The sequence below is a fragment of the Sphingomonas naasensis genome, assembly GCF_004792695.1.
GTDB lineage: Bacteria > Pseudomonadota > Alphaproteobacteria > Sphingomonadales > Sphingomonadaceae > Sphingomonas > Sphingomonas naasensis.
In genome coordinates this window covers 320,738-344,278 of sequence record NZ_SRXU01000001.1, presented here as the reverse complement: position 1 = coordinate 344,278, position 23,541 = coordinate 320,738, and the positions used below count along the sequence as shown (strand labels likewise).

The following is a 23,541-nucleotide window of genomic DNA, read 5'->3' as shown; positions in this document are numbered from 1 at the left end:
TGCCATGCATTTCAGGGGCATGAAGCGGCTTGCCCTGTCCTTGCTGGCGATCGCGATGGCCGTTTGCGCCGTCGCCCAGCCGGCGCGCGCGCAAGTCACGGCCTATGCCGCCGGGCAGGGGGCGGTGAACAGCGTCGAGGTCGGCGTCGAGGTTCGCGCCTCGGTGCGCAGCCGCTGCGGCTTCGCGACCGGCGGCGCCCCCGCGGGCAGCATCGATCAGGCCGATTTCGACCAGAGCGGCTTCAGCAAGGATTTCGCGATCCAGCTCAACTGCAGCGGCGCCTCGCGGATCGCCGTCTCCTCGGCCAATGGCGGGATGGCGACCCAGACCGCGGGTGCCAATGGCTATGGCACCAAGGCGCCCTATCAGGTCGCGCTCAAGGTCGTCGCCGACAACGGCACCAGCGCCACGGCGACCTGCGACGCGGCGACGCTGTCGGCGGGGGGGAGCTGCGGCTTCGCCGGCACCGCCGGCAGCGCCACCGGGCTGCGCCTCGCCGGCGCCTCGACCAAGGCCAATGGCTCGTATCTGCGGGTCAGCGCGCCGGGCTATGCCGGCAGTGCGCCGCTGGTGGCGGGGCGCTATGCCGATACCTTGTCGATCACCATCAGCGTTAGCCCTTAAGGGTCTGCTAAGTATCTGAACCGATGATTTATTCACGCCTGCGCACGTATAACCGGCCTCGCTATGAAGCGAGCGCCGATCCTTGCGTGCAACACCCATTCGGGCACCGGCCTGACCGCGATGACGGCCGTCGTGTCGGTCACGCTGGTGGTGATGCCGGCAGCGGCGCAGAACGGCCCGCAGGTCGACCTCTACGGCTATGTCGCACCGCGCTGCTGGGTGGCGAATCCGGTGATGCTCCAGCCGGCCGCGGACACCGCGATCTCGCGTCCGCGGGTGATCTGCAACCAGGCGACGCCGCGGCTCAGCACCAATGTCCGCACCCTCGAGGCCGACGGCACGCGGATCCAGCGCGTTCAGCAGAGCGTGCCGGCGCAACAATCGGGTCGCGCCGCGCTAGAGATCGTCGTATCACCGCAAATATGAGGTTTGCTTCAGGGGGGCTTGCGACAACCGGCGTGCTGTCCGCGATTCTCTGCGTGTCGCCCGCGGCCGCGCAGACACAGCTTTCGGCGGTCTGCGGGGTGACCGGCAACGCCACCGCGCCGGCCAGCATCACCTATGATCCCTTCTCGCCGGCCGGATTGTCGGAAGTGACGATCCCGCTGGTGCTCCGGCGCAACCGCGGGCTGCTCACCGGGCGGACGAACGAAGTGAGCCTCGTGCTCACCGCACCCTCGGGCACCCCGCCGCTGCAGGTGACCTATAACGGTTACCGCGTGCTCTATGCGGAGGGCGCGACCGCCGGCCGCCCGCGATCGCTCAATTCGAAGGACAATGGCGTCGGGGCGGCGGGCGAGATCCGCTATGATTTCGGCAATCTCTTCGCCTCGGACCTGTCGACGCCGCTCAACCTGCGCGTGACCGTCCCGCCGGGGACCGATCTCTCGGCGGGCGAGCCGATCGTGTTCGACATGCTCTATATCTGCTCGGGCGAGGGCGGGATGCTGAGCGTGCCGACTCCGGTGCGCGACACCGGCTCGGTGCGGATCAACGTCAACACGGTGAGCGCGCTCCAGGCTTATTATGCAGGTTCGGCGCTCGATTTCGGCGAGGTCGGCGATTTGACCAGCGCGACGGTGCTCGCGGCGCCCGATCGCTACACCACCTCGTCGGCCAACACGCTGCGCGTGCGGAGTTCCGGACCCTTCGAGGTCCGCATGCGCTCGCAGAATGATTTCCGGCTGACCTATCCCGGCGGCAATCCCGGCGATGCGGCGCAAACGATCCGCTACAGCGCGCGCTTTCTCGGGCAGGAGGTCAGCTCCAACACCGCGTTCGGCACGCGGGTCTGCGCGCGCGCCGGGGTGGGCGGCGAGGCGGGAACGCTGCCGCTGCGCGCCACGTTGCTCGAAGGCGGGACCACCAAGACTCCCGCGCCCAATTACACCGATACGATCAGCATCACCTTCACGCCGATCGTCACCGCGGCTTCCGCCACCAGCTGCGCGGGGCTGTGAGCGGCCGCCTATATCCTCGGGTATAGAAAGTTACGCTCGAAGTTAGCGCGCTTTTCGCCGCCCGCTAAATGGGGCCGGGCGCCGATCCGGGGCATATCCAAAATCGTCGGGGGCACAGGGGCCCCAAGCGAGTTTGGAGATTTGAGATGAAGAAGCTGGTTCTTTCGGCGCTGGTGATCGGTTCGGCCTTTGCTGCGGCTCCCGCCTTTGCGCAGGCGAGCGGCTCGGTCGACGTCAGCGGCACCGTCTCGGCGCGCTGCACCGCCGCCACCCCGATCAGCGGCAGCATCACGCTGGGCGAACTCGCCAAGGCCGACGGCACCGTCGATCCCGCCTTCTCGGGCAACACCGGTGGCCTGAGCCGCAACTTCACGATCAAGTGCAACGGCGCCAACCCGAAGGTCTCGGTCGAGGCGAAGCCGCTGGTGAACGCCGCCGCGACCAACTCGCCCAACGGCTACACCAACACCGTCCACTACACCGCGACCGTCGTCGCGATGGGCGCCAAGGGCGGCACCACCAGCGTTGCCGATCAGTCGCTCAGCTCGGGTGCCACCTCGAGCCAGCTCGGCGATCGTCTCGCCGCGGTTTCGAACAATCTCTCGCTGACGATCGGCAGCGGCATCACCAGCGAGTCGACCGCGATCCTCGACGCCGGCACCTATGCCGGCAAGGTTGAGATCACCGTCGCTCCGGCCGCCTGATCCAGCGGGTTCCGGCAAGCCTTCGGGGGAAGGCTTGCCGGAACTTTTTCTCGACGAATGCACGAGCACAACTCCCTGGCTCTCGCAGCCGAACTTCGCGCCCGGGCCTTGTCCGCCACGGCCGAGGATCGCGCCGATCTGCTCTTTCTCGCCATGGAATATGAGCGGCTTGCCGGGACGATCGACACGGTTCTGCAGCAGGCAGCGGTCAAGGTGTTCCTGCCCAAATAACGTTCCGGGCGCCGCAAATTGCGCCGCCGGAATGAACCTATGCCGTCCTGTCGCTTTTCCTGCCTTGGCGGGAATGATCCAACCGTCCATCATTCCGCCGTGCGCATCCGGTGATTTGGTGCAAGCGAGTAGGAGTAGGGGCCGTGAAGCGTAGATCTTTCATCGTCGCGATGGCCGCGTCGGCCGCGGTGCTGGGCATCTCCACCGCAGTCTATGCGATGACGGTGCAGCCGGTGGTGATCGATCTGACCACGTCCGGGCGCGGCATGAGCCAGGTCATCACCGTCGAGAACACTTTCGACAAGCCGCTTCCCGTCGAATTGCGCATCGAGGCGCTCGACCTCACCGCCGACGGCGTCAAGCCGACCGGGCGCGACACCGGCGAGCTCGCGGTCTTCCCGCCCCAGGCGCTGATCCAGCCCGGGCAGCGCCAGAATTTCCGCGTGCAATATGTCGGCGATCCGGCGCTCGCGCGCAGCAAGCACTTCTTCATCACCGTCGCGCAGCTGCCGGTCCAGACCACCGACACCCAGTCGAACATCCAGCTGCTGTACAATTTTCAGGTGCTGGTCAGCGTTTCGCCGGACGGCGCCAAGCCCGCGCTGACGATCGCTTCGGCCGAGATCGGCAAGGACGCCGAAGGCGGCCCCGCACCGGTGATCACCGTTTCCAATGCCTCGGCGGCGCATGGCTATCTGTCTCGTGGGCGGGTGAAGGTCACCCAGTTCGCGCCAGACGGTCGTCAGGTCTTCAGCAAGCAATTCACCGGGCCCGAACTCCAGCAGACGATCGGCTACGGCCTGATTGGCGGCGGACAGACGCGCCGCATGACCTTGCCCGTGCGCCTGCCCCAGCCCGATGGGCGGATCGAGGCGCAATTCACGCCCGAGGGCTGAGGCATCGCGCCTGCCATGAACTCGAATTTTGCCGGTGCGGGACTGGCGCTCGCCTCCTGCCTTTACGGGGCCGCGGCCTATGGCCAGGTCGCCGGGGTGGGGCAGGCGCAGGTGGTGATCGATCCCGACGCCAGCGCCGCCGGGATCAACCCCACCGGCCGCCCGATCGTCCTCACCGCGCCGGTAATGGACGGAACGGCCTATCTCGGCGACGCGACCCTGACATTGGACCCGAATGGCCAGGCCAGTTTCTCGGCAGTGCGACTGATCGCGCTGCTCGAGCCCCGCATCGCCGCACCGCTGACCGCGAAACTGCGCGCCCGGCTCAGCGAGCGGGGCCGGCTCGATCGTGCCGATCTGCAGGGCGTCGGGATCGGCATACGCTACGATCCGCAGGCGCTGCAGATCATGCTCGACATCGCCGCGTCGAGCCGTGCCAGCCGCTCGGTCCAGCTCGGCGACGACAGCAGGCGAGGGCCAGTGACGTACACGGCGCCGGCAGGGCTCAGCGCCTATCTCAACATTCGCGGCTCACTCGACTGGGTTCAGCAGGGCGCCGACGAGGGGCTCGCCGCGCCGGTGACCTTTCTCGACGGTGCGGTCCGCGCCGGCGGAGTAGTGCTCGAAGGCGAGGCGAACTGGCAGGTAGGCGCCGTCGGACCCGACTTTCAACGCCGCGGCACCCGGCTGGTCTATGACGATCGGCACAGTCTGGTGCGCTGGACCGCCGGCGACCTGCAGACGCTCTCGCGCGGCTTCCAGTCGGCGCCCGAGATCGCCGGCTTGTCGGTCTCGCGCTTCTATTCGCTGCTCGATCCGCAGACGATCATCCGGCCGCGCGGCAGCCGCAGCTTCCAGCTCGAGCGCCGCTCGACCGTCGAGGTGCGCGTCAACGATCAGCTCGTCCGTCGGCTCGAACTCGATCCTGGCACCTTCGATTTGCGCGACTTCCCGTTCACACAGGGCGCCAACGACGTCCGGCTGACGATCACCGACGATGCCGGGCGGACCCAGTCGTTCGATTTCGACATCTTCCTCGATCAATCCCAGCTCGCCGCCGGGCTGAGCGAATTCGGGCTCTACGCGGGCACCCGCGCACCCTTGGGGCGGCGGGGACCCATCTACAGCGACGATCTCGCATTCAGCGGCTTCTATCGTCGCGGCCTCAACGATCGGCTGACTCTGGGAGCGAATGCGCAGGCCGACGGCAATGGCTGGATGGGCGGCGTCGAGACCGTGGTGGCGACGCCGATCGGTTCGTTCGGCGGTTTCGCCTCGGCCTCGCATGTCAATGGTGTCGGCTCGGGCTGGGCGTCGATCCTGACCTTCCAACGGACGATCAGCCGCGCGAGCGATCGCGCCGATGCGCTGTCCTTTTCGTTGGAAACGCGGAGTCGCAACTTCGCCCCGATCGGCACGGGCTTGCCGTCGAACCCGTACAGCTACATCGCCGGGGTGAGCTACAACAGCGCGATCAGCGACGCGGTCTATGCCGGGCTCGACGCGCGCTACTCGAAGGGGCGCGACGCCGAGCCCGATGTCGGCAGCATCCGCGCGACCGGCGGCTGGCGGATCTCGCCCGATCTCAGCTTCACCGGAGACCTGAGCTGGGAACGCGACGGCCGCGGCAATCGCATCGCCGCCTTCCTGTCGCTGACCCTGCGGCTCGATCGCGCATCGAGCCTGCGCGGCGATTATGACAGCCGCAGCAATCGCACCCGGCTGACCTACCAGACCTATCATGGCACCGGCACCGGCGCGTATAATTTCAGCGCCGATATCGAGCGCAGCGATCTGGGCGCGGGGGCGAACGCCAATGCGATCTACTATACCAATCGCGCCGAGCTGGGCCTGAGCCATTTCGGCACCTTCGAACGCGATTTGGGCGGATCTACCGGGCAGCGGACCTCGCTGCGCTTCGGCACGGCGCTGGCGGTGGCGGACGGCAGCTTTTCGGTGGGCCGTCCGATCCAGGACGCCTTCGCGATCGTGCGTGCCCATCCTTCGCTGCGCGACGCCGACATTCTCGTCGACGCCACCGGCAAGACCTCGGCGGCGAACACTGGGGCACTGGGCACCGCGGTCCAGCCGAGCCTGAGCAGCTATAGCGAGCGCAACCTGCAGGTCACCGCGCCCGATGCGCCGCTCGGCGCCAATCTCGGCGAGGGCTCGTTCCGCTTGCTGCCGCCCTATCGCGGCGGATACCGGCTCACGGTCGGCTCGGACTATATGGTCAGCGTCGTCGGGCGGCTGCTCGGGGCGAACGGCGAGCCGATCGCGCTGGTCGCCGGCAGCGCGATCGAGGAGGCACACCCCGAGCGCGAGCCGGTGCCGCTGTTCACCAACTCGACCGGCCGGTTCGGCGCGACCGGGCTGGCGCCGGGACGCTGGCGGATCACGCTGACCGATGCCGACAAGACGCGCTTCGACCTCGTCATCCCCAAGGGTGCCGAGGCGACGATCGCCGTCGGCGAACTGCGCCCCGGCGCGCGCTAAGCGATGGCGCGATCCGTCGAGGCGATGCGACCCACGGCCGGTTTACCGGTGACTCGCGGGCGCTGCCGGTGCGATAGAGCGGGCGCGCGATCCTCGTTGCGCAAGGAAACCCCGCGTCGATGTCGCTGATCCGTGCCACCCGCCGTGTCGAATTGTCCCGCTGGGCGGTGATCGCCGCGGTGGTAGGGGTTCCACTGCTCCTGCTGGTGCTGACCCTGCTCGTTGGGCGCGGCTTCGAGGAGACCGCCACGCTGCGCCGCGAGGTCGTGCGCTCGTACGAGGTGCGTGGCGATTTGCAGCGGATCCTGTCGCTGCACCAGGATCTCGAGACCGGCCAGCGCGGCTTCCTGATCACCGGCGACGCGCGTTTCCTCCAGCCGTGGCGCGACGCCGTTCGCCGCATCGATCCGGCGTTCGCGGCGCTCGAACGGCACCTCCCGGCCGATGCGGCATATCGGCCCCAGCTCGCCGCATTGCGCGAGGTCTCGCGCGACAAGCGCAGCTTTGTCGAGCGGGCGATCACGCTCGGCGGTGCCGATGGCCGTGCCGCGGCGCACCTCGTCGCCGAAGGCGAGGGCAAGCGGCTGATGGACCGGATCCGCGCGCTGATCGGGGATATCGAAGGAGTCGAGCGCAGCCAGCTCGACCGGGCGACGGCTCATTTCGAATCGGCGCGGATAGAGCTGCGCAACGAGACCTTCGCGCTCGAGACGCTGTTGCTGCTGTTTCTCGCCGCCGCCGCGTTCCTCGCCGCGAAGAGCAACGCCGCACGCAATCGGGCGCGGCGCCGATCCGAGGATCTCGCGACGCGGCAGGAAGCGATCTTCGCCAGCGCGAAGGACGGGATGATCGTTCTCAACGGCAGCGGCAGCGTCGAGAGCCTCAATTCGGCGGCGGCGCGCATGTTCGGCTATGCGCCCGAGGATCTGCTCCGCCGCGATATCGGGATCCTCTTCGAGGTCGCCCCCGATCGCGGCCAGATCGAGAGCTTCCTGCGCCGGCTGCAGGCGAACCGCAACGGATCGGCAGGCGAGGTTCAGGAATTTGTCGGCCGGCGGCGCGACGGCGCGGTGTTCCCGCTCGAGGTTTCGCTCAGCCCGGTGCCGCTCGCCGAGACCACGCTGTTCCTCGCGGTTTGCCGGGACATCAGCGAGCGCCGCGAGATCGAGCAGATCAAGGGCGAGTTCGTCGCGACGGTGAGCCACGAGCTGCGCACGCCGCTCACCTCGATCGCGGGCTCGCTCGGGCTGATCACCGGCGGCGCGGTGGGGGCGATCCCCGAAAAGGCGCTTCGGCTGATCCAGATCGCCCAGAGCAATTCGGCGCGGCTGGTGCGGCTGATCAACGACATCCTCGATATCGAGAAGATCGAGGCGGGGCGGATGACCTTCGACATCAAGCCGATCACGCTCGACCATATCCTTCGTCGGGCGGTACGCGACAATGCGGGCTTCGCGGCGGAATATGGCGCGCAGGTCGAGCTCGAGCCGATCCCGGCGGGCGCCACCGTGCTGGCCGACGAGGACCGGCTGACCCAGGTGGTCACCAACCTGCTCTCGAACGCCGTGAAATTCTCGCCGATCGGCGGCACGGTCCGGCTTCGCGTCACGGCGCTCGACCGGCGCTTCCGGATCAGCATCGCCGACGAAGGCGAGGGCATTCCGGAAGCCTTTCGCGACCGCATTTTCGGCAAGTTCGCCCAGGCCGACAATACGGACACGCGCGCCAAGGGTGGCACCGGGCTGGGCCTGAGCATCGTCCGAGAGATCGTCGCGCGGCTGGGTGGCAGCGTGACCTTCGACAGCGCGGTGGGGCAGGGGGCGACCTTCCATGTCGACCTGCCCGCCGCGACGATTGTCCGCGAGCCGGCCGCGCCGGCCGCCGCGCGCGATCGCACCGGCCTTCCCGGAATCCTGCATCTCGATGACGATCCGGACATGCTGCGGGTTCTCTCGAGCTTGTTCGAGAATCGCGCGGAAATCTACTCGACGCCGAGCGTCGTCGAGGCCTGTGCCGCGATTCGGCACCGCCGCTTCGATGGCGCGATCCTCGACATCGGCCTCGCCGATGGCAGCGGGCTGGAGGTGGTGCCGTTGCTGCGCAGGCAGCGTGCGGAAATGCCGATCGTCGTGTTCACCGCGCAGGAGGTCGATCCGGCGGAGATCGCGGACGTCGACCTGGTTCTCGTCAAATCGCGGGCGAGCCTCGATCATCTCGTCGAGGAGGTGATCCGGATGATCGCCACGCGCCGCGAGGAGCAGGCCCGATGACACGCATTCTCTATGTCGACGACGAAGCCGATATTCGCGAGGTCGCGCAGATGTCGCTCGAGCTCGAGCCGGACTTCGAGGTGCAGACCTGCGCGTCGGGCGCGGCGGCGATCGGGCACGCGGCGGCGTGGCAGCCCGATCTGGTGCTTCTCGACGTGATGATGCCCGGCATGGACGGCCCGACGGTGTTCTCGCGGCTACGCGAGCAGCCGGAGACTGCGACAATTCCCGTGGTGTTCATCACCGCACGTACCCAGGCGGCCGAGGTGCGCGGGTTTCTCGATCTCGGCGCCCGCGGCGTGCTCGCCAAGCCCTTCGATCCGATGACATTGTCGGTCCGCGTTCGCGAGCTGCTGGGATGATCGAACTCGAGGCGCGATTGCAGGCATTGCGCCGGCGCTTCATCGATCAGGCCGCGGCCGACGCGATCGCGATCGAGCGCCACGCCGCGGCAGGCGAATGGCCGGCGGTACGCGATCTGGGCCACGGCCTCGCCGGGCGCGCCGGGATGTTCGGCTTCCCGCTGATCACCGACGCCGCCCGCGCGCTCGAAGAGGCAGTCGAAGCAGGCGCGGCGCCGGCGCTGCTGCGCCCTCTGGCCGCAGCGCTGATTGCAAAGCTGAACGAACTCCGCGCGTAGCGGCGGCTGCTACGCCCTCAACGCTCGACGACGTCGCGGCGCATCGGCGCGAGCTTGGCGAGGAAGCGGTTCTGCGCGGCGAAGGGCACGCGTTCGACATGCATCGCCGCCTGCAGATTCTCGACCAGCCGATTCATGTCGCCTTGCTGCACGCCCATATTCTTGTGGGCGGTGCGCATGTCGCGGCCGGTATAGGTGCAGCCGGCGTTGAGGATGAAGCAGAACTGCTCGAAGAGCACGCGTTTGAGCCGCACCTTGTCCTGGTTCATGAAGATCTCGCCGATGCGCGGATCGGCGAAGTTGGAATCGACGAAGCGGTCGACGATGCGGCGGATGCCGGCCTGCCCGTGAAAGGCGCGTGCCATCCCATCGCCCGCGAACGGTGTGGCCCCGGCATTGTGCGGATCGACCTTGTACGGATCGACCGGATCCTCGCCGGGCATCGCATGGGGCTGCGGCGCGGGCGCGTCCTGTGGGGTGGGGGAGAGAAGCAGGAGAAAAGCGGCGAACGACATCGGGGATCTCCGGAAAACGGGGCTCAGAAGCCGCCTTGCAGCTGGAACAGCACGCCGCGCTGTTTCTCGAACGTCGCGATCGATCCGAGATCGGTATAGGCGATCGTCGCGGTGAGATGGCGGTTGATGCCATAGGCCGCGAACGCGTCCCACCAATCATCCTCGCGGGCGATGGCGAGGTTGCTCGGCTTGGTGCGGTATTCGCCGCCGACGACGAAGCGGCGCGAGAATTGATAGGCGGCCGATCCCTCGATCTGGATCTTGTGGCTGTCGCCCAGCGTGCCGCCATGGCCGAGCAGGCCGAGCTGGTTGGCCTTGGTCGCGCGGACGGTGACGTTGGTGAGCAGCGACCAGTCGAGGAACAGCTTGGTCGCCGAGGCATAATAGTCGATGCCCTCGGCATGGGCGGCGCCCACCGCGCGGACGATCGGCGCGTCGAGGCTCTTCTTGTACTGCACGCCGACTGCGATCGCGGGCATCCAGCGCGGCCCATAGACCGCGTCGCCGGCCAGCTTGAGCTTCGCCCCCCAGATATCCTGATCGAACTTGAAATTATCGCCGAGGCCGAGCGCGCCGCCGACCTTGTTGGTGTCGAACACCTGCCGGGCATAGCTGAGCTCGACACGGTCCCATGCCCCGACCGCGACCGCGAAGCTCTGGAAATCATAGTCCGGGAGCTCGGCCACCGTCGCGCTGGCCTGCGCGCCGATCCCGTCGCGGGTGGCGTTGCCCGCGATCACCGCCCAGGGAGCGAGGCCCCCGCCGGCGGCGCCTTCGACCGTGGTGACGCCGTTGGTGAGCAGCAATTTGCCGGGCTCGCCGACCTGCTGCGCCGCGGCGGGGATCGCGATCAGAACCGGCAATGCGGTGCCGAGGATTGCGGCAAGGGAAAATCTGGCCATGCGGCCCGCATAGCGCGATCCTGCTTAAAGCGTGGTTAGCGCCGCGATAACGCGGGCGTTTACCGGAGTTTGACGCATTCGTTTCATATCAGCGGCATGAAGCGTTCAATTCCACTCGCGCTGGCGGGACTTCTGGCCGCGCTTCCCGCGCATGCTGGCGATGTCGCCGTCCGCGTCGTCGACGCCGCGGGCAAGCCGGTTGCGGATGCGGTGGTCACCATCCATCCCGCGGCCGGGGTGCGCGGTCCGATCCACTTTCCGTGGCCGACGACGATGGTTCAGAAAAACATCGCCTTCAATCCGGGCACGCTGATCGTGCCGGTGGGCGCCACGGTGAGCTTTCCCAACGAGGACAAGGTCCGCCATCACGTCTACAGCTTCTCGAAGCCGGCGCGTTTCGAGCTCAAGCTGTTCGGCAAGGACCAGAGCCGCAGCTACACCTTCCGGACGGCCGGCGCGGTGGCGCTCGGCTGCAACATCCACGATACGATGTCGGGCTTCATCAAGGTCGTCGACACGCCCTTCGCCAACAAGACCGACGCCAACGGCACCACGCGACTCACCGGCGTCGGCGCGGGCAACGCGACGATCACCGTCTGGCATCCGCGGATGCGCGGCAAGGACAACGAGGTCTCGTTCCCGATCGCCGTCCCCGCGCAGGGCGATCTCGCCAAGCGTATCCAGATCGTGCTGCGCTGATCGATGCAGATGCTGCGCGTCCCCCTCCGGCGTCTGGCCGCCCGCATAGCGGGTTCGCTGACGACGAAGCTGACGCTGCTCTATGCCCTGCTTTTCGCGGTGGCGATGGCGCTGATCCTGACCGCCGCGCGGACCGGGATCAGCAGCTATGCCGAGCGCATGGTGAAGAGCGAGATGATCGCCGGCGCCAAGGTCTTCGACCGCGTCGCGGCGATGCGCTATGCCCAGCTGGGCGATGCGAGCAAGGTGCTCGCGGCCGATTTCGGCTTCCGCTCCGCCGTGGCGACGCAGGACGCGCCGACGATCGCCTCGGCGCTCGATTCGCTGCGCGGCCGTCTCGATCTCGACCAGGTCTTTCTGGTGACGACCAACGGCGAGGTGATCGGCTTTCGCGGTAAGCTCGCTCCAGCCGATGCCGAAGCCCTGCGCGAGGCGCTCGAGGATGGTGCGAGCCGCGGCGTGCTGCGTCTCGGCGCGGTGCTGTTCAATGCCGCTGCCGCCCCGGTCAAGGCGCCGGTCACCGTCGGCTGGGTGGTGTTCGGCAACGCGCTCGACGGCGGCGAGATGGCGGACCTCGCCAAATTGTCGTCGATCGATCTGTCGCCGCGTGTCGTGCCCGCCGCGACGCTGCCCGCCAGCGAACGGTCCGGTGCGGCGGTCGAGCAGGACGTGGCCGGCGAGCGGGTGCTCGTCCAGGCCTCGCCGATCGCCTCCTTCCGCAGCGACGAGCCGCAATATCTGCTGCTGCAATACAGCCTGACCCATGCCCTTGCCGATTATGCCCCGATGCTGTGGCTGCTGCTCGCCTGCGGGTTCGCGGGCGTCGGCGTGGTCGGGGCGGGAAGCTGGCTGCTCGCGCGCCGCATCACGCGGCCGATCGCCGTGCTCGATGCCGCGGCCCGCCGGGTCGCGCGCGGCGATTATGCCGAAGTGCCGGTCGAAACCCGCGACGAGCTGGGGACGCTCGCCGACAGCTTCAATCGCATGGTCAACGACATCGGCGAGCGCGAGCGCCAGATCACCCATATGGCGCTGCACGACGCCCTGACCGGCCTCGCCAATCGCACGCTGCTGCGCGAGCATCTGCTGCAGGCGGCACGCGGCTCCGCCGGGCGGCAACAGGCGCTGTTCTATCTCGACCTCGACAATTTCAAGGTGGTCAACGACACGCTCGGCCACCCGACCGGCGACGCGTTGCTCTGCGAGATCGCGCGACGGCTGACCGACTTCACCGGCGACGGCTTCGTCGCGCGGCTGGGCGGCGACGAATTCGCGCTGGTGGTGGACGACGACCACCGCTCGCTCGATCGCACCGCGCACGAGCTGCTCCGCGTCATCGCCGAGCCCTGCAGCGTCAACGGCCACCGCATCGTGCCCGGCACGAGCGTGGGGATCGCGATCCTGCACGTCGACGGCAGCGACCCGGTGACGCTCGCCCGCAACGCCGATCTGGCGCTGTACCGCGCCAAGCACGAGGGGCGCGGCGGCTATCGCTTCTTCGAGCCGGCGATGGACGCCGAGGCGCAGAAGCGGCGCCAGATGGAACTCGATCTGCACGATGCGATCACCGAAGGGCAGCTCTCGCTGATGTTCCAGCCGCTGTTCAACCTGTCCGAATCGCGCGTCTCGGCGTTCGAGGCGCTGCTGCGCTGGAACCATCCGGTGCGCGGGCTGGTGCCGCCGCTCGATTTCATCCCGCTCGCCGAGGATACCGGGCTGATCATCCCGATCGGCGACTGGGTGATCCGCGAGGCCTGCCGGGTGGCGTGCAACTGGCCCGAGCATGTGCGGATCGCAGTGAACGTGTCGCCGGTCCAGTTCCGCAGCCCCGGGCTCAGCGCGGTGATCCTGCAGGCGCTGTCGGAGACCGGGCTGTCGCCGCAGCGGCTCGAGCTCGAGATCACCGAGAGTCTGTTCATCGACAATCCGGAAACCACGCTGGCATCGCTGCACAGCCTTCGCGCGCTCGGGGTCCGGGTCGCGCTCGACGATTTCGGCACGGGCTATTCGTCGCTCAGCTATCTGCGCGCCTTCCCGTTCGACAAGATCAAGATCGACCGCAGCTTCATCATCGACCTGCTCAACAACGACGGCGCGACCGCGATCATCAAATCGATCACCACGCTCGCCGAGGCGCTGGGGATGGAGACGACCGCAGAGGGCGTCGAGAACGCCGGCCAGCTCGACATTCTGCGCGAGCAGGGGTGCAGCCACATCCAGGGCTTTTACTTCAGCAAGCCGGTCCACGAAGCCGAGGTGTCGACGATGCTCGGCATGGACGCGGCCGAGCCCGCGCGGATCGCGGGCTGACCCGCAGCGCCAGCGGTCGCGGGCCTAGCGCGCGGTTCCGCTGAGGACGCCCGGCTGCGGGGGACCGGCGAGGCCCGTCGTGACGGCTTGCTCGACCGTGCGCAGCAGCAGCATTTCCGGCACCGGCTTGTACAGGAAGGTCGCTCCCGCCACGGCGAAGCCGACGAGCGCCTCGCGCTCTTCGCCGCTGACATAGATGACGGGAAGCGTGGGCGAGAGCCGGCGTGCGAAGCGCGAAATATCGAATCCGGTGGTGCCTTCGCGCAGATTGATATCGGTGATCAAAAGGTCGAGCCGACGCGCGTTCGCTTCGATCGCCCGATAGGCCTCGCGATCCGTCTGCACCCAATCGACCGTCGCGCCCTGCTCTTCGAGCACGGCGTGCGCCATCATGCCGATGAGAGCCTCGTCCTCGACGAGCAGCACGCGCGTATCCGCCAGGCACGCGCTCATCGCGTCCGGCTCGCCCGCACGACAATTGATGACGGCTGCCGCTCTGCAGCCCCATTGCGATCAATCCCCACGCTCATTCCACTCTACTTTACTCACACGCGCCCCGAGCCTTAACGACGCCGGCGCGGCCGCGTTCCGGCGCCAGGGCCGTCGATCGGGGCGGGGACGGCGCGGCGTGTAAAAGCCGCGACCAGCGGCGCTGGCCCATATGTTCGGTGGCAGGGGAGGCGGCCGGCAAGCGCCGGGCAAAGCCTTCCGGCAAGCGTTTCGCGAGGATGGGCGGTTCGCGCGCGGGCGGCTCGGGGAGCGCGGTGCGTGTAAATCTGTCAGATTCACGCATCTCCGCCGGCATCGGCGGAAGTGGTGACCCCTACGGGAAGGCGGAATGCTACGTATCCAATTGATTTATAACAAGAGTTAGCAGTTTAGGCTGGTCGGTACCATCAAGTATACCATCAAGATATACAGTACAAATTGGCGGCGTTTGAACAGGCGCCCTCAACAATCTGGAAGATTGTCCGTGCCGAGAAACAGGCGTAAAATCCTATGGCATGCCGGAATGCGGAAGCCCCGCCTGTCGGAAAGCGACCTTCGGGGAATGGTGGCAACTGACGCAGTTCGCCAATGCCGGGGTTACACGGCGCTCTCGGACCATCACTCAATCTGCGGCTCTGCAATCCCGGGCGGGTCGTAGCTGGAAAGCGCACGCGTTTCGGTTGTTGCTCTGACGATCACTTCCGGTTCGCGATGCGTTCAGGATCCGGACGACCGAGGCGGGCGCGGATCTCACCGACCCAACAAACGGCGGTTTGCGGTTCCTGAGGACGGGCGACACGCAGACACTGTAACCAGCGACCAACCCGATCGACGCCAATGCTTCGCTTCGAACCGATGTTGCGGGCCTGGCAAGCGGTGGCTTAGCTCTCAGTACTGCCTTGTGCCGTCAGCCGCATTCTCGTCTAGGCATCCGACGAGTTCGTGCGCGCTTCTTGATTCTCTTCCTCCTGCTGACGAAGCGCTGCCCGGTAGAGACGCACGCGTACGTCCATGGGAGACTCTTCGCGAGCCTCTCTCGTCTGTGTGTCTGGAGATTCATCATTCATCGTGTTCGGCCTCAAAGATGAGATCGCGACAATATAGCGCGCTTGCCGACTGGCGATAAGGGCCCTGCATTGCCGCTGACTGCGGGCGCCATCAATTCTGCTCAGCCGGCTCGGCCATGGCTGCGTTAAATGCGAGAGGATGGGGGATTGCGAGCAGTTTGCGGGCCCGCTCGCTCAGGCCCGTGATATCCGTTTCTTTCACGACCACTTCGGGGTCCGCACGATATCGGGCCTGAAGATCAGGATGCCGGCTGAGCTTCAGGAGGAAATCCGCGGCTGGCGAGGGCGTCGCCGCGCGATAATGCTCTGGTGTGCTAAAAGCGGCAAACCATGAAATCGCAACGCGCTCACCCGGGCCATATCCGGAGATATCGTGGTCGACACTATGCGTCTCGTCGCGGGCATCTTGCGAGAAACCGAGGGACGCACTTCGCTCCCGATTTGTCCTGGCCAACGAGGCGGGGGGCAGATAGAAGGTCGAGAGAGCGGTGACACGCGATCTTGTTGCCGCCATTCGCATGGCAGAAATGGTGTGGCGGTCCACCAGCGATTCAACGCCGACATATTGCGACGCAATGTAGTGAATGACGGGCGCGTCGCCACCATATGCCGCTTCCAGCTCATCCAGCAGCATGTCGAAGCCGTGGTTCTCAAATCCATTTGGGGCGAACTGGAATTCGCCCACCGTTCCGACCTGCCACAATACGGTGTGAAGCGTCGGGTCCAGCCGACGCTTGCGCAACAGGAGATCTGAAGCTTCGTAACTCAGCAACCCTGGTATCATGGGGTCGAAACCAACGTCAGCAACGAGATAGTCGAGCGCCGAGATGCCCGGCCGCATCGAGGCGGCATGTCCTTCCTTGCGAGCGATCTGAATGGCGCGATGCGCCGGCGTCGCGAAGAAGCCGGGATGGCCATAGTAGATGGCAACGACCTTTTTTCCTCGGCGGACATAGTGAAGCAACGCTTCCGCCATGCAGACATAGGTGTCATGTCGGTCGCGGCCCGATTGATAGAGGATCCTCAAGTCGAAGGCGTCGGGACGCATCCGGTCTATCCAGATCTGGGTGACGCGATCGTAAAGGCAGTAAAACACGTGATCTGCGGAACGGATGATTGCCTCATCATTCAGCATGATATCACAGTGAGCGAGGCCGGTGCCGATCACCGCCAGTTCGCCGGCGGCGGAGATTCCCTCTGGCTTGGCGATTTCCTGCGCAAGTAATTTCCAGCGAGCGCCCATGGCTTCTGTCGCGGCGCGCGTTTCATCGCTAACGTGCACCAGATTCTCCAATTCCACGGGTTTCCAGCAGTCCGATATGCGTCGATCCCACCTCTGCCGCAGATCGACTTCCGGATTTCACCGCAAAGGCATCTCACAGACTTCGTGGATGGCGCAAGTGCGATCCCGAAGACAATTCCGTTACGCGCCAGGTGTCATAGGCCCTCCGCAACAAACTGGACATAATATTCATATTGCGAAAACCTCTCCGGGTCGCTGAAGTAAGCGCGTTGGATTGATTCGCGCTGTCGAATGGTGGGCGGATTGTATATGGTAATCCTGCGTGCCGCGTTTCGGTGGCGTCAGTAGGAAAAGGGGGGCTGATGCGTGAACTGACAGACGCCGAGCTTGATCTCATCTCCGGCGGATATGAGTGGGATGAAGACATCGTCGTTACCGGTGTGCCCTATCCGCCATATTTTCCGCCCTATTGGCCCGGCTATACCCCCACCTATCCTTCTTACCCTGGGGGCGGTGGAGGCGGTCCTGTGACGCCCCCACCCGCTGACGCCCTGAGCCACGATGTCGTGATCGGGAATCTGGATTACCCGCTGACGGCGGAGCAGTTGGCCGATATCCAAGAGTTCAGGGACAGTGTCGCCCGGGCAAACACTTGGGTGAACAATCTCGCGGATAATGCACAGCTGGTTCTGGAGAACGGTGACGTAATCACCGGCGCCGAAGTGAAAGCGGCTTGGGCGAATACCGACTTCGTGATCAACAAGGCGGGAACCGTCTATAATCCCGGCACCCCGCAGGCTTCCACCAACAGCGAGTCGCGCTATAACGATGGAAATCCCGTGGTCAGCATCAATATGAACTTGCTGCATGATTACGCGGGCTCTGACGGCGGGACAGATTACTTGGTGCTACATGAGATAGCGCATCTGACGTCGGATCAGCGAGCCGACTATACGAACAAGCTTCAGGACGGGTACACGGCGGCGGAGGCAACCTCCCACGAGCGCATGGCAAGTGATATAGCGCGAGCGATTGTGCTTTATAACCAAGGCACCGTCATGGCTGACCCCACCAATCCGGACCGGTACAGCACGACCGTGAGGACGTTTCAGGCACCTTGAGTCTGTCGCTGGTCCGTCCGGCTTCAACCATGATCGAGGTTCGCCAGTTCTTGAGTAAACTGCGTTGGGAGTAGCTATGTCTATCAGGCGCCGAGTGCATCTTCTGGTCCTTTGGGTTGGAGTCTGCCTGCCCGGGTTGACCGTCGCCTCCTCGCAGGCAACGCCGGCTCACACAGAATGCTCCGCTCCCGTCAGCAAGCAGGCGCTCGTACTGACACCGGAGAAGATTTCCGCTGATGGGCTGGGCCTGACTCTGGAGGTCAGCGGCGACGGAAACGAATTGCGAAGCGTCGCGAGCGAGATGGCCACCGGGTCTTGCGCGGGAGCTGTGAAGGGCTTCGTGACGGACCGGATCTATCTGGCTGGCGATCGTGTTCTGCGTCGCGGGGCTACCGGCGCGCCTTCGTTTTCGGAAGAGCAAGGCTCCGACTTTAGCAAGCGGCGGCTCTCGGCTGAAAAGGGTCCTGGCGGTGGAACGGGGCAATTTACTATGGGATATCCGGTGGCATATCGCCAAATCGGAGGCACGCTCGTAACGGACTATATTGGCATCTGGCGGGTAGCCGGCGGTTCGGTCGTCCGTAGTTTCTCCAGCCGGCCTGAAGGCGGATTTACCACGCCCCGGCCGGTTCTCCGGTCGAACTTGCCGTTGCGCAGCGTCACCTATTTTCCGGCGCCCGATGTTCCCTCCGGTCAGCTAGGATTGGTTCAAGAGGTTAATGGCGGCACCGTCAGGCTGATCGGAATCACGTGGTGGCACTCATCAACCTTTCGTTGAGATTCCAGAGGCGGGACAATTCCGACCAGGTGCTGGCGCAGCTACTGCACAACGCCGGCAGAAGCCGGGATGGTGGCCCTGAGTGACACTCGATGCCGGCGCCGGCAAGGGAATTGCCGGTCACCAGATCCACGAGGTGGCCGGCGGTTTCTCCCGTCGGGAAGACCCATTGCCGCTCTTTCGGCCAGAGGCTCTCGCCGCCGCGGCCGACAATGGGTTCGGCAGGCCGGTGGCGGCTTTACCCGTTTCGTGGACGTTTCTTACGGCATCCCTGGCCATTATGGCGATCGCCTTCGTCCTCATCCTTTCGCTAGGCACCTATACGCGCAGGGAAAGCGCGAGGGGCGTTGTGAAGTCTATCGATGGGGAAGCGCGTGTAGCGGTTCCGGCGCAGGGAATCATCGACACTCTCTATGTTCACGAGGGGCAGCGCGTGCGCACAGGCGACGTGCTGCTGCTGGTCAAGACAGGGCGGAGTGGTGCGGACGGGCGCCCGATAGATGGAGCCTCAATGGCGTCGCTCGATCGCGAGCTTGCCAGTCTTGAAGAGCGGGTAAGGGCGCTCGACGCTGCGGCCCAAATCGACAGCGCTGCGGATCCTGCGCGGCTCGGCGCACTACGCGCTCAATGGAAGGCTGCTTCGGCCCAGGAGTCAGGGCTGACGCAACGCCTCAAGCTCGCGAGAGAGGCACTCGTCCGCGTCGAGCCGCTGGCGAACAAGGGCTTCATCTCGGGTGAGGCGCTGCGCCGACGCAAGGAGGAAGTCATTGCGCTGGAGCAGGCGGTGGCAGATGCGCGCGGCGCCCAAGCGCGCATCGATGGCCAGATCGGGGAACTGCAGGCGAATGCCGCCCAACGGCCGATGTCGCTCGTGCAGGAGCGTGGGCGCCTCCTCGATCTGATGGCGCAGAGCAGGCGCGAACGAGACGCCCTTGCCGGCAATCGGCAGTTTACGATCACGGCGCCAGTTGACGGGACGATTACTGCGCTCCAGGTCGCGCGGGGCCAGCCCATCGATCCCGGGCGACCGCCGATGACGATTAGCCGTTCGGGGGCCGGACTTCAGGCAGAGATTTTCGTTCCGTCGCGTGCGATCGGGTTCCTGGAGCCGGGCCAGCGCGTCCGCGTGCGATACGAGGCATTTCCTTTCCAGCGGTTCGGGACTGCCGCTGGAACGGTAAGCACGATTTCCTCCACCGTATTGAAGCCGCAGGAAGTGGATGCGGCGCTGAGGGTTGAAGAGCCGGTATTCAAGGTGTTGATCACACTCGAGGGGGATACTGTCGACGCGTATGGGCGTCGCTATCGCGTTCGCCCGGGAATGGCGCTGAGCGCTGACTTCGTGCTTGATGAAAGAAGCTTCGGCGAGTGGCTGCTTGACCCGATCCTCGCCCTGCGGGGGCATTTGTGAAGGGAATCCTCAACCTTTCGGGCGCCCACGCGCTTCCTCTGATCCGCCAAGCTGAGGCGGCGGAGTGCGGCCTCGCTGCACTGGCGATGGTCGCGGGTTATCATGGATATGATGTTGACCTCGCGACTCTTAGGCGACGCTTTGCCCTATCCTTGAAGGGCATGACACTGCGGACGATGATGAACGCGGCCGGCACAATCGGCCTCAGCGGTCGTCCCATCCGGTGCGAGCCCGACGAGATCATAGACTTGCGTCTCCCGGCGATACTTCACTGGGGGACGAACCACTTCGTGGTCGTTCAGTCCGCAACACGCCGCAAAGTAACCATTCATGATCCCGCACATGGGCGAATGACATTGCCGCTGGCCGCCGTTTCTGCGCAATTCACGGGGGTCGCGCTGGAACTTACGCCGAACACTAGCTTTCAGCGGCAACGTGAACGCAACCCTCTCAGGCTCGGCACGCTTTTGTCGTTCAGCGGCGGCGTTTCGCGCGCGCTGATCCAGACCGCAATTCTCTCTCTGATCGTCGAAGGAGCGCTGCTCGTCGGCCCATTCTACCTGCAGTTTGTGATCGATGAAACTATCGTCAAGAATGACCGCGACCTTCTGCAGATTTTGGCGATAGCTTTTGCTTTTCTGCTCTCCTTTAGAATAGCCGCATTGGTGATGCGAGGCCTGACAATTCAATTTGTTTCAAATGTTGTATCGTACGATATGAAGGGCAGGATATTCAATCATCTAGTCCGCCTTCCGTTAGACTGGTTTCAAAAGCGCAACGTCGGTGATATTCAGAGCCGGTTCTGGGCGGTAAAGTCAATACAGGTTTTCGTTGCCCAAGGCGTGTTGACGGGCGTTCTAGATGGAGTGCTTGGTTCGCTGGTTCTTGTGATGATGTTTCTGTATTCACCGAGTTTGCTTGCAATCGTTGCTGGCTCTATTATTTGTTATGTGTTCATCCGCATCGCGACTTTTAAGATTACCAAGAGATTTGCGGCGGACGTAATCGTGACGGACGCCCGCGAGCAGACCCGCTTCCTTGAGACACTCCGCGCCGCCCAGACGATCAAGGCGGCCGGCTCGGAGAACGTTCGGGAGATCCAATACCGGAACGCAGCGGCTGCCTCGATCAATGCCCAGATCAGGTCTGGCAATATCAACATCGGATTCATCGCCGCCGAGCAGGGGCTCAATGGCGTCACCGATATTCTTGTCATCTATCTCGGTGCCGTCGCCGTAATCGATGGAAACCTTACCATCGGTATGTTGACCGCCTTTCTAGCTTACAAAGCTCAGTTTGTCGCACGCTTCCTGAGCTTGATCGAGCAATGCTTCGCCTGGTGGCTGCTCGACCTGCAATTGGAGAGGCTGGCCGATGTCGTCCTCACACCGAAAGAAGCGCGAATCGATTTCGGAGGATATGAGGGCCCGGTAAGCGGCGAGATCGAATGCCGGAATCTCGCGTTCCGATATGCCTATGGCGAACCACTCGTCTTTGCAGGCCTGAGCTTCAGGATCGAGCCCGGCGAATGCGTCGCCATCGTCGGTGCCTCCGGCTCGGGCAAGTCTACTTTGGCCAAGCTTCTCACCGGCCTGTATCGACCCACGGGCGGTGAAGCGCTGATCGATGGACGTCCGCTGGAGCATTGGAGCAACCGGTCACTCCGCTCGCAGATCAGCTACGTGTCGCAGGACGACCAGCTCCTCGCAGGTTCGATTGCAGAAAATATCGCGTTCTTCGATGAGCGCATCGATATGACGCGGGTGCATGAATGTGCGCGGCTGGCCTGCATCAACGACGAGATCGCTGCGATGCCCATGGGCTATGAAAGCTTGGTCGGCGACATGGGATCCAGCCTGTCGGGGGGCCAGAAGCAGCGCGTCCTTATCGCTCGCGCCCTCTACCGCCGACCCCGTATCTTGGTGCTGGACGAGGCCACTGCGCATCTCGATACAGCGAACGAAAGGGCAATTGCCCAAGCCATGGCGGTGCTGGACATCACGCGCGTCGTGATCGCGCACCGACCGGAGACGATCGCGGCCGCAGACCGCGTGATCTCGCTGGATCCCCAGGTACGCGCTCCCTCCCGCACCCCATTGTGGCAGAGGCAGCCGGCAGAATGACCCCTACGCCTCGCGAAAAATCCGGCGGCGCAGCCCTGCCGGCCGCGCGTTATAACGCGGTGCTCGACCATCCGACCGTGCGAACTGCTCTACGTTACGCAGCCCGCAGCAGGGCCGAATACGATTCCGGTGTCCTCATCGAGCGCCTGGCGCAGCTCGAAACCTTTCCCGCAATCTCCGTTGGCGCGTTATTGTCTGCGGCGCGAGCTGCTGGGCTTGAACTGCGTGGATTCCACGCCGAACATGACGAGCTTTCGTCGCTGATGACGCCGTTTCTTACCTATCTCGAGCATCCTCGCGCGGACACCGCCGTGCACGAGCTGGTACAGGTACAGGAATTGAGGCCGCGTAGCGTGGTCCTGAATAAGGATCGCTTAGGCTCCAGCAGCATGTCCCGGGAAGTATTCGAACAACGCTGGTCGGGGTTGGTGCTGAAATGCGACGCGGCGCCTCATCCGGGTACTGGGCTGCCAGCCGAGCTCGCCTCCTATCGTAATTGTGTGACCTTTGTTGACGCCTTGCTCACGCCAGCGGAATGCGCTGAACTCATTCGTTACTGCGAAAATTCCGGTTTCCGCCGGAGTCGTGTCGCCCAGCGGCGCAACGGGCAGGTCAACGACGTCGTCGAGACAAGAACGCGTAGTAGCTCCTCGGTTGTGCTCGAGGATCGAAACCATCGACTCCTCGCGCGCCTATATTCGCGATGCGCAACCATGGAGGGGGTTGAGGAAACCGACATCGAACACATCCAGTGTGTCCGGTACAAGCGCGGACAGCGCTTCCACGCTCATTTCGATGGTGGCGTCGAACTCCCGCGACTGACGACGTACCTATTGTATCTGAATGACGATTTTGCAGGCGGCGAGACTTATTTTCCGATGCTCGACCTCCCGATCGCTCCGCGTACAGGGTGTTGCCTGCGTTTCCCCAGTTGCGACGGGGAGGGACGCGTATTGTGGCCATCGGAGCACGGCGGCATTCCGGTGCGCTCGGGCGTGAAATACGCGCTCAATATTTGGGTGCGCTGTCCGCAACCACGTTTCCTCTCGCGGATGCGCGCGCCGGAGTATCTCACCGGGAACGATGGATACCAGGCTGCTGCACAATGATTGTCGGAACAGTCAATCAGGCTGCTTGGGACGAGGCCGCGATGGTCGGGCTGATTGTGAGCCTGCTTCGTGATTCAGGGCGAGCCCGACTGAGCATCGCCAGCCTCGACGCCTGGATCCGGATGCCGGTTCGCCTAGGACAGATCATTCTGCTCCTCGGGGAGCGCGGGACCGCCTTGGGCTTCGCCAGCTGGGCCTATGTTTCCGCGGAAACGGCCGCCCGCCTCGGGGATGCGAGTCATCGGCCGCCCGATCCAGAGGACTGGAACGACGGAACCTTACTATGGATCGTGGATGTCGTGGCGCCTCACGGGAATCTTGCCCATGTTGTCTCGGCGCTTCGTCAGCGACATCTCGGCGCGCATCGGGCTGTCGCGTTCGCTGACCGGCGTACCGGTTACGGTCGGACGATTCGGGTTACCGCGCAGCCGACGCAACCTTCGGAATGAGCG

General features: G+C 64.8%; 22 protein-coding genes. 18 read left to right on the top strand and 4 right to left on the bottom strand.

The window, feature by feature from the left end; all coding sequences use genetic code 11:
- The first annotated feature begins 19 nt into the window (after positions 1–19).
- The 10 genes from E5A74_RS01730 (at position 20) to E5A74_RS01690 (ending at position 9,322) form a co-directional block, all read left to right on the top strand.
- Entirely contained in the window at positions 20–625 is a 606-nt protein-coding gene (locus E5A74_RS01730; RefSeq protein WP_135982214.1) for a hypothetical protein, read from the top strand.
- Positions 626–688: 63 nt separating this feature from the next.
- Positions 689–1,051, top strand: coding sequence for a hypothetical protein (locus tag E5A74_RS01725; protein ID WP_135982212.1), 363 nt, complete (start codon positions 689–691; stop codon positions 1,049–1,051).
- Between the two features lie 32 nt (positions 1,052–1,083).
- Positions 1,084–2,085, top strand: coding sequence for a hypothetical protein (locus tag E5A74_RS01720; RefSeq protein ID WP_135982210.1), 1,002 nt, complete (start codon positions 1,084–1,086; stop codon positions 2,083–2,085).
- Between the two features lie 146 nt (positions 2,086–2,231).
- Positions 2,232–2,789, top strand: a complete 558-nt coding sequence (locus E5A74_RS01715) for a hypothetical protein (RefSeq protein ID WP_135982208.1) — start codon at positions 2,232–2,234, stop codon at positions 2,787–2,789.
- 108 nt (positions 2,790–2,897) lie between these two features.
- A complete protein-coding gene (locus E5A74_RS21340) occupies positions 2,898–3,020 on the top strand; it encodes a hypothetical protein (protein ID WP_276469510.1) in 123 nt (40 codons plus the stop codon).
- Positions 3,021–3,163: 143 nt separating this feature from the next.
- Positions 3,164–3,916 (top strand): fimbria/pilus periplasmic chaperone, encoded by a 753-nt coding sequence (locus tag E5A74_RS01710; protein ID WP_240699596.1) that lies wholly within the window; start codon positions 3,164–3,166, stop codon positions 3,914–3,916.
- A 15-nt stretch (positions 3,917–3,931) separates the two neighbouring features.
- Positions 3,932–6,412, top strand: coding sequence for a fimbria/pilus outer membrane usher protein (locus tag E5A74_RS01705; RefSeq protein ID WP_135982206.1), 2,481 nt, complete (start codon positions 3,932–3,934; stop codon positions 6,410–6,412).
- 119 nt (positions 6,413–6,531) lie between these two features.
- Positions 6,532–8,682 (top strand): ATP-binding protein, encoded by a 2,151-nt coding sequence (locus E5A74_RS01700; protein ID WP_135982203.1) that lies wholly within the window; start codon positions 6,532–6,534, stop codon positions 8,680–8,682.
- Positions 8,679–9,044: a response regulator gene (locus E5A74_RS01695; protein ID WP_135982201.1), complete on the top strand. Its 366-nt coding sequence runs from the start codon at positions 8,679–8,681 to the stop codon at positions 9,042–9,044. The genes E5A74_RS01700 and E5A74_RS01695 overlap by 4 nt, the downstream gene beginning before the upstream one ends.
- Positions 9,041–9,322, top strand: a complete 282-nt coding sequence (locus tag E5A74_RS01690; RefSeq protein WP_135982199.1) for an Hpt domain-containing protein — start codon at positions 9,041–9,043, stop codon at positions 9,320–9,322. Before E5A74_RS01695 ends, E5A74_RS01690 begins: the two co-directional genes overlap by 4 nt.
- A 17-nt stretch (positions 9,323–9,339) precedes the next feature.
- Here E5A74_RS01690 and E5A74_RS01685 read toward each other — a convergent pair whose 3' ends face one another.
- On the bottom strand, positions 9,340–9,837 hold the full coding sequence (locus E5A74_RS01685; RefSeq protein WP_135982197.1) for a group I truncated hemoglobin: 498 nt from the start codon (positions 9,835–9,837) through the stop codon (positions 9,340–9,342).
- Between the two features lie 23 nt (positions 9,838–9,860).
- Entirely contained in the window at positions 9,861–10,739 is an 879-nt protein-coding gene (locus E5A74_RS01680) for a DUF3034 family protein (protein WP_135982194.1), read from the bottom strand.
- A 96-nt stretch (positions 10,740–10,835) separates the two neighbouring features.
- Here E5A74_RS01680 and E5A74_RS01675 point away from each other — a divergent pair, with 96 nt between their 5' ends.
- Both E5A74_RS01675 and E5A74_RS01670 read left to right on the top strand, forming a co-directional pair.
- On the top strand, positions 10,836–11,438 hold the full coding sequence (locus tag E5A74_RS01675; RefSeq protein WP_135982192.1) for a cupredoxin domain-containing protein: 603 nt from the start codon (positions 10,836–10,838) through the stop codon (positions 11,436–11,438).
- Positions 11,439–11,447: 9 nt separating this feature from the next.
- The gene (locus E5A74_RS01670) at positions 11,448–13,748 is read left to right on the top strand and encodes a putative bifunctional diguanylate cyclase/phosphodiesterase (RefSeq protein WP_240699595.1); all 2,301 of its coding nucleotides are present in this window, start codon (positions 11,448–11,450) and stop codon (positions 13,746–13,748) included.
- Positions 13,749–13,772: 24 nt separating this feature from the next.
- On the opposite strand, the gene E5A74_RS01665 is transcribed toward E5A74_RS01670, so the two are convergent.
- Positions 13,773–14,174, bottom strand: coding sequence for a response regulator (locus E5A74_RS01665; protein WP_166745563.1), 402 nt, complete (start codon positions 14,172–14,174; stop codon positions 13,773–13,775).
- 1,221 nt (positions 14,175–15,395) lie between these two features.
- Positions 15,396–16,598 carry an SAM-dependent methyltransferase gene (locus E5A74_RS01660; RefSeq protein WP_135982186.1) on the bottom strand — a complete coding sequence of 401 codons (1,203 nt, stop codon included), beginning with the start codon at positions 16,596–16,598 and terminating at the stop codon, positions 15,396–15,398.
- A 311-nt stretch (positions 16,599–16,909) separates the two neighbouring features.
- Here E5A74_RS01660 and E5A74_RS01655 point away from each other — a divergent pair, with 311 nt between their 5' ends.
- The 6 genes from E5A74_RS01655 (at position 16,910) to E5A74_RS01630 (ending at position 23,538) form a co-directional block, all read left to right on the top strand.
- The gene (locus E5A74_RS01655; RefSeq protein WP_135982184.1) at positions 16,910–17,668 is read left to right on the top strand and encodes a hypothetical protein; all 759 of its coding nucleotides are present in this window, start codon (positions 16,910–16,912) and stop codon (positions 17,666–17,668) included.
- Positions 17,669–17,762: 94 nt separating this feature from the next.
- The gene (locus E5A74_RS01650; protein ID WP_135982183.1) at positions 17,763–18,446 is read left to right on the top strand and encodes a hypothetical protein; all 684 of its coding nucleotides are present in this window, start codon (positions 17,763–17,765) and stop codon (positions 18,444–18,446) included.
- A gap of 82 nt (positions 18,447–18,528) precedes the next feature.
- Entirely contained in the window at positions 18,529–19,857 is a 1,329-nt protein-coding gene (locus tag E5A74_RS01645) for an HlyD family secretion protein (protein ID WP_135982182.1), read from the top strand.
- The gene (locus E5A74_RS01640) at positions 19,854–21,980 is read left to right on the top strand and encodes a peptidase domain-containing ABC transporter (protein ID WP_135982181.1); all 2,127 of its coding nucleotides are present in this window, start codon (positions 19,854–19,856) and stop codon (positions 21,978–21,980) included. The genes E5A74_RS01645 and E5A74_RS01640 overlap by 4 nt, the downstream gene beginning before the upstream one ends.
- Positions 21,977–23,089 (top strand): 2OG-Fe(II) oxygenase, encoded by a 1,113-nt coding sequence (locus E5A74_RS01635; RefSeq protein WP_135982180.1) that lies wholly within the window; start codon positions 21,977–21,979, stop codon positions 23,087–23,089. The genes E5A74_RS01640 and E5A74_RS01635 overlap by 4 nt, the downstream gene beginning before the upstream one ends.
- A complete protein-coding gene (locus tag E5A74_RS01630) occupies positions 23,086–23,538 on the top strand; it encodes a toxin-activating lysine-acyltransferase (protein WP_135982179.1) in 453 nt (150 codons plus the stop codon). Before E5A74_RS01635 ends, E5A74_RS01630 begins: the two co-directional genes overlap by 4 nt.
- The last annotated feature ends 3 nt before the right edge of the window (positions 23,539–23,541 follow it).

What these genes read in the sequence shown, in the direction of transcription:
- E5A74_RS01670 (WP_240699595.1), top strand. Translation starts at nt 11,448, where the DNA reads ATGCTGCGCGTCCCCCTCCGGCGTCTGGCCGCCCGCATAGCGGGTTCG.
- E5A74_RS01715 (WP_135982208.1), top strand. Translation starts at nt 2,232, where the DNA reads ATGAAGAAGCTGGTTCTTTCGGCGCTGGTGATCGGTTCGGCCTTTGCT.
- E5A74_RS01705 (WP_135982206.1), top strand. Translation starts at nt 3,932, where the DNA reads ATGAACTCGAATTTTGCCGGTGCGGGACTGGCGCTCGCCTCCTGCCTT.
- E5A74_RS01695 (WP_135982201.1), top strand. Translation starts at nt 8,679, where the DNA reads ATGACACGCATTCTCTATGTCGACGACGAAGCCGATATTCGCGAGGTC.
- E5A74_RS01700 (WP_135982203.1), top strand. Translation starts at nt 6,532, where the DNA reads ATGTCGCTGATCCGTGCCACCCGCCGTGTCGAATTGTCCCGCTGGGCG.
- E5A74_RS01655 (WP_135982184.1), top strand. Translation starts at nt 16,910, where the DNA reads ATGCGTGAACTGACAGACGCCGAGCTTGATCTCATCTCCGGCGGATAT.
- E5A74_RS01690 (WP_135982199.1), top strand. Translation starts at nt 9,041, where the DNA reads ATGATCGAACTCGAGGCGCGATTGCAGGCATTGCGCCGGCGCTTCATC.
- E5A74_RS01635 (WP_135982180.1), top strand. Translation starts at nt 21,977, where the DNA reads ATGACCCCTACGCCTCGCGAAAAATCCGGCGGCGCAGCCCTGCCGGCC.
- E5A74_RS01730 (WP_135982214.1), top strand. Translation starts at nt 20, where the DNA reads ATGAAGCGGCTTGCCCTGTCCTTGCTGGCGATCGCGATGGCCGTTTGC.
- E5A74_RS01725 (WP_135982212.1), top strand. Translation starts at nt 689, where the DNA reads ATGAAGCGAGCGCCGATCCTTGCGTGCAACACCCATTCGGGCACCGGC.
- E5A74_RS01630 (WP_135982179.1), top strand. Translation starts at nt 23,086, where the DNA reads ATGATTGTCGGAACAGTCAATCAGGCTGCTTGGGACGAGGCCGCGATG.
- E5A74_RS01680 (WP_135982194.1), bottom strand. Translation starts at nt 10,739, where the DNA reads ATGGCCAGATTTTCCCTTGCCGCAATCCTCGGCACCGCATTGCCGGTT.
- E5A74_RS01675 (WP_135982192.1), top strand. Translation starts at nt 10,836, where the DNA reads ATGAAGCGTTCAATTCCACTCGCGCTGGCGGGACTTCTGGCCGCGCTT.
- E5A74_RS01685 (WP_135982197.1), bottom strand. Translation starts at nt 9,837, where the DNA reads ATGTCGTTCGCCGCTTTTCTCCTGCTTCTCTCCCCCACCCCACAGGAC.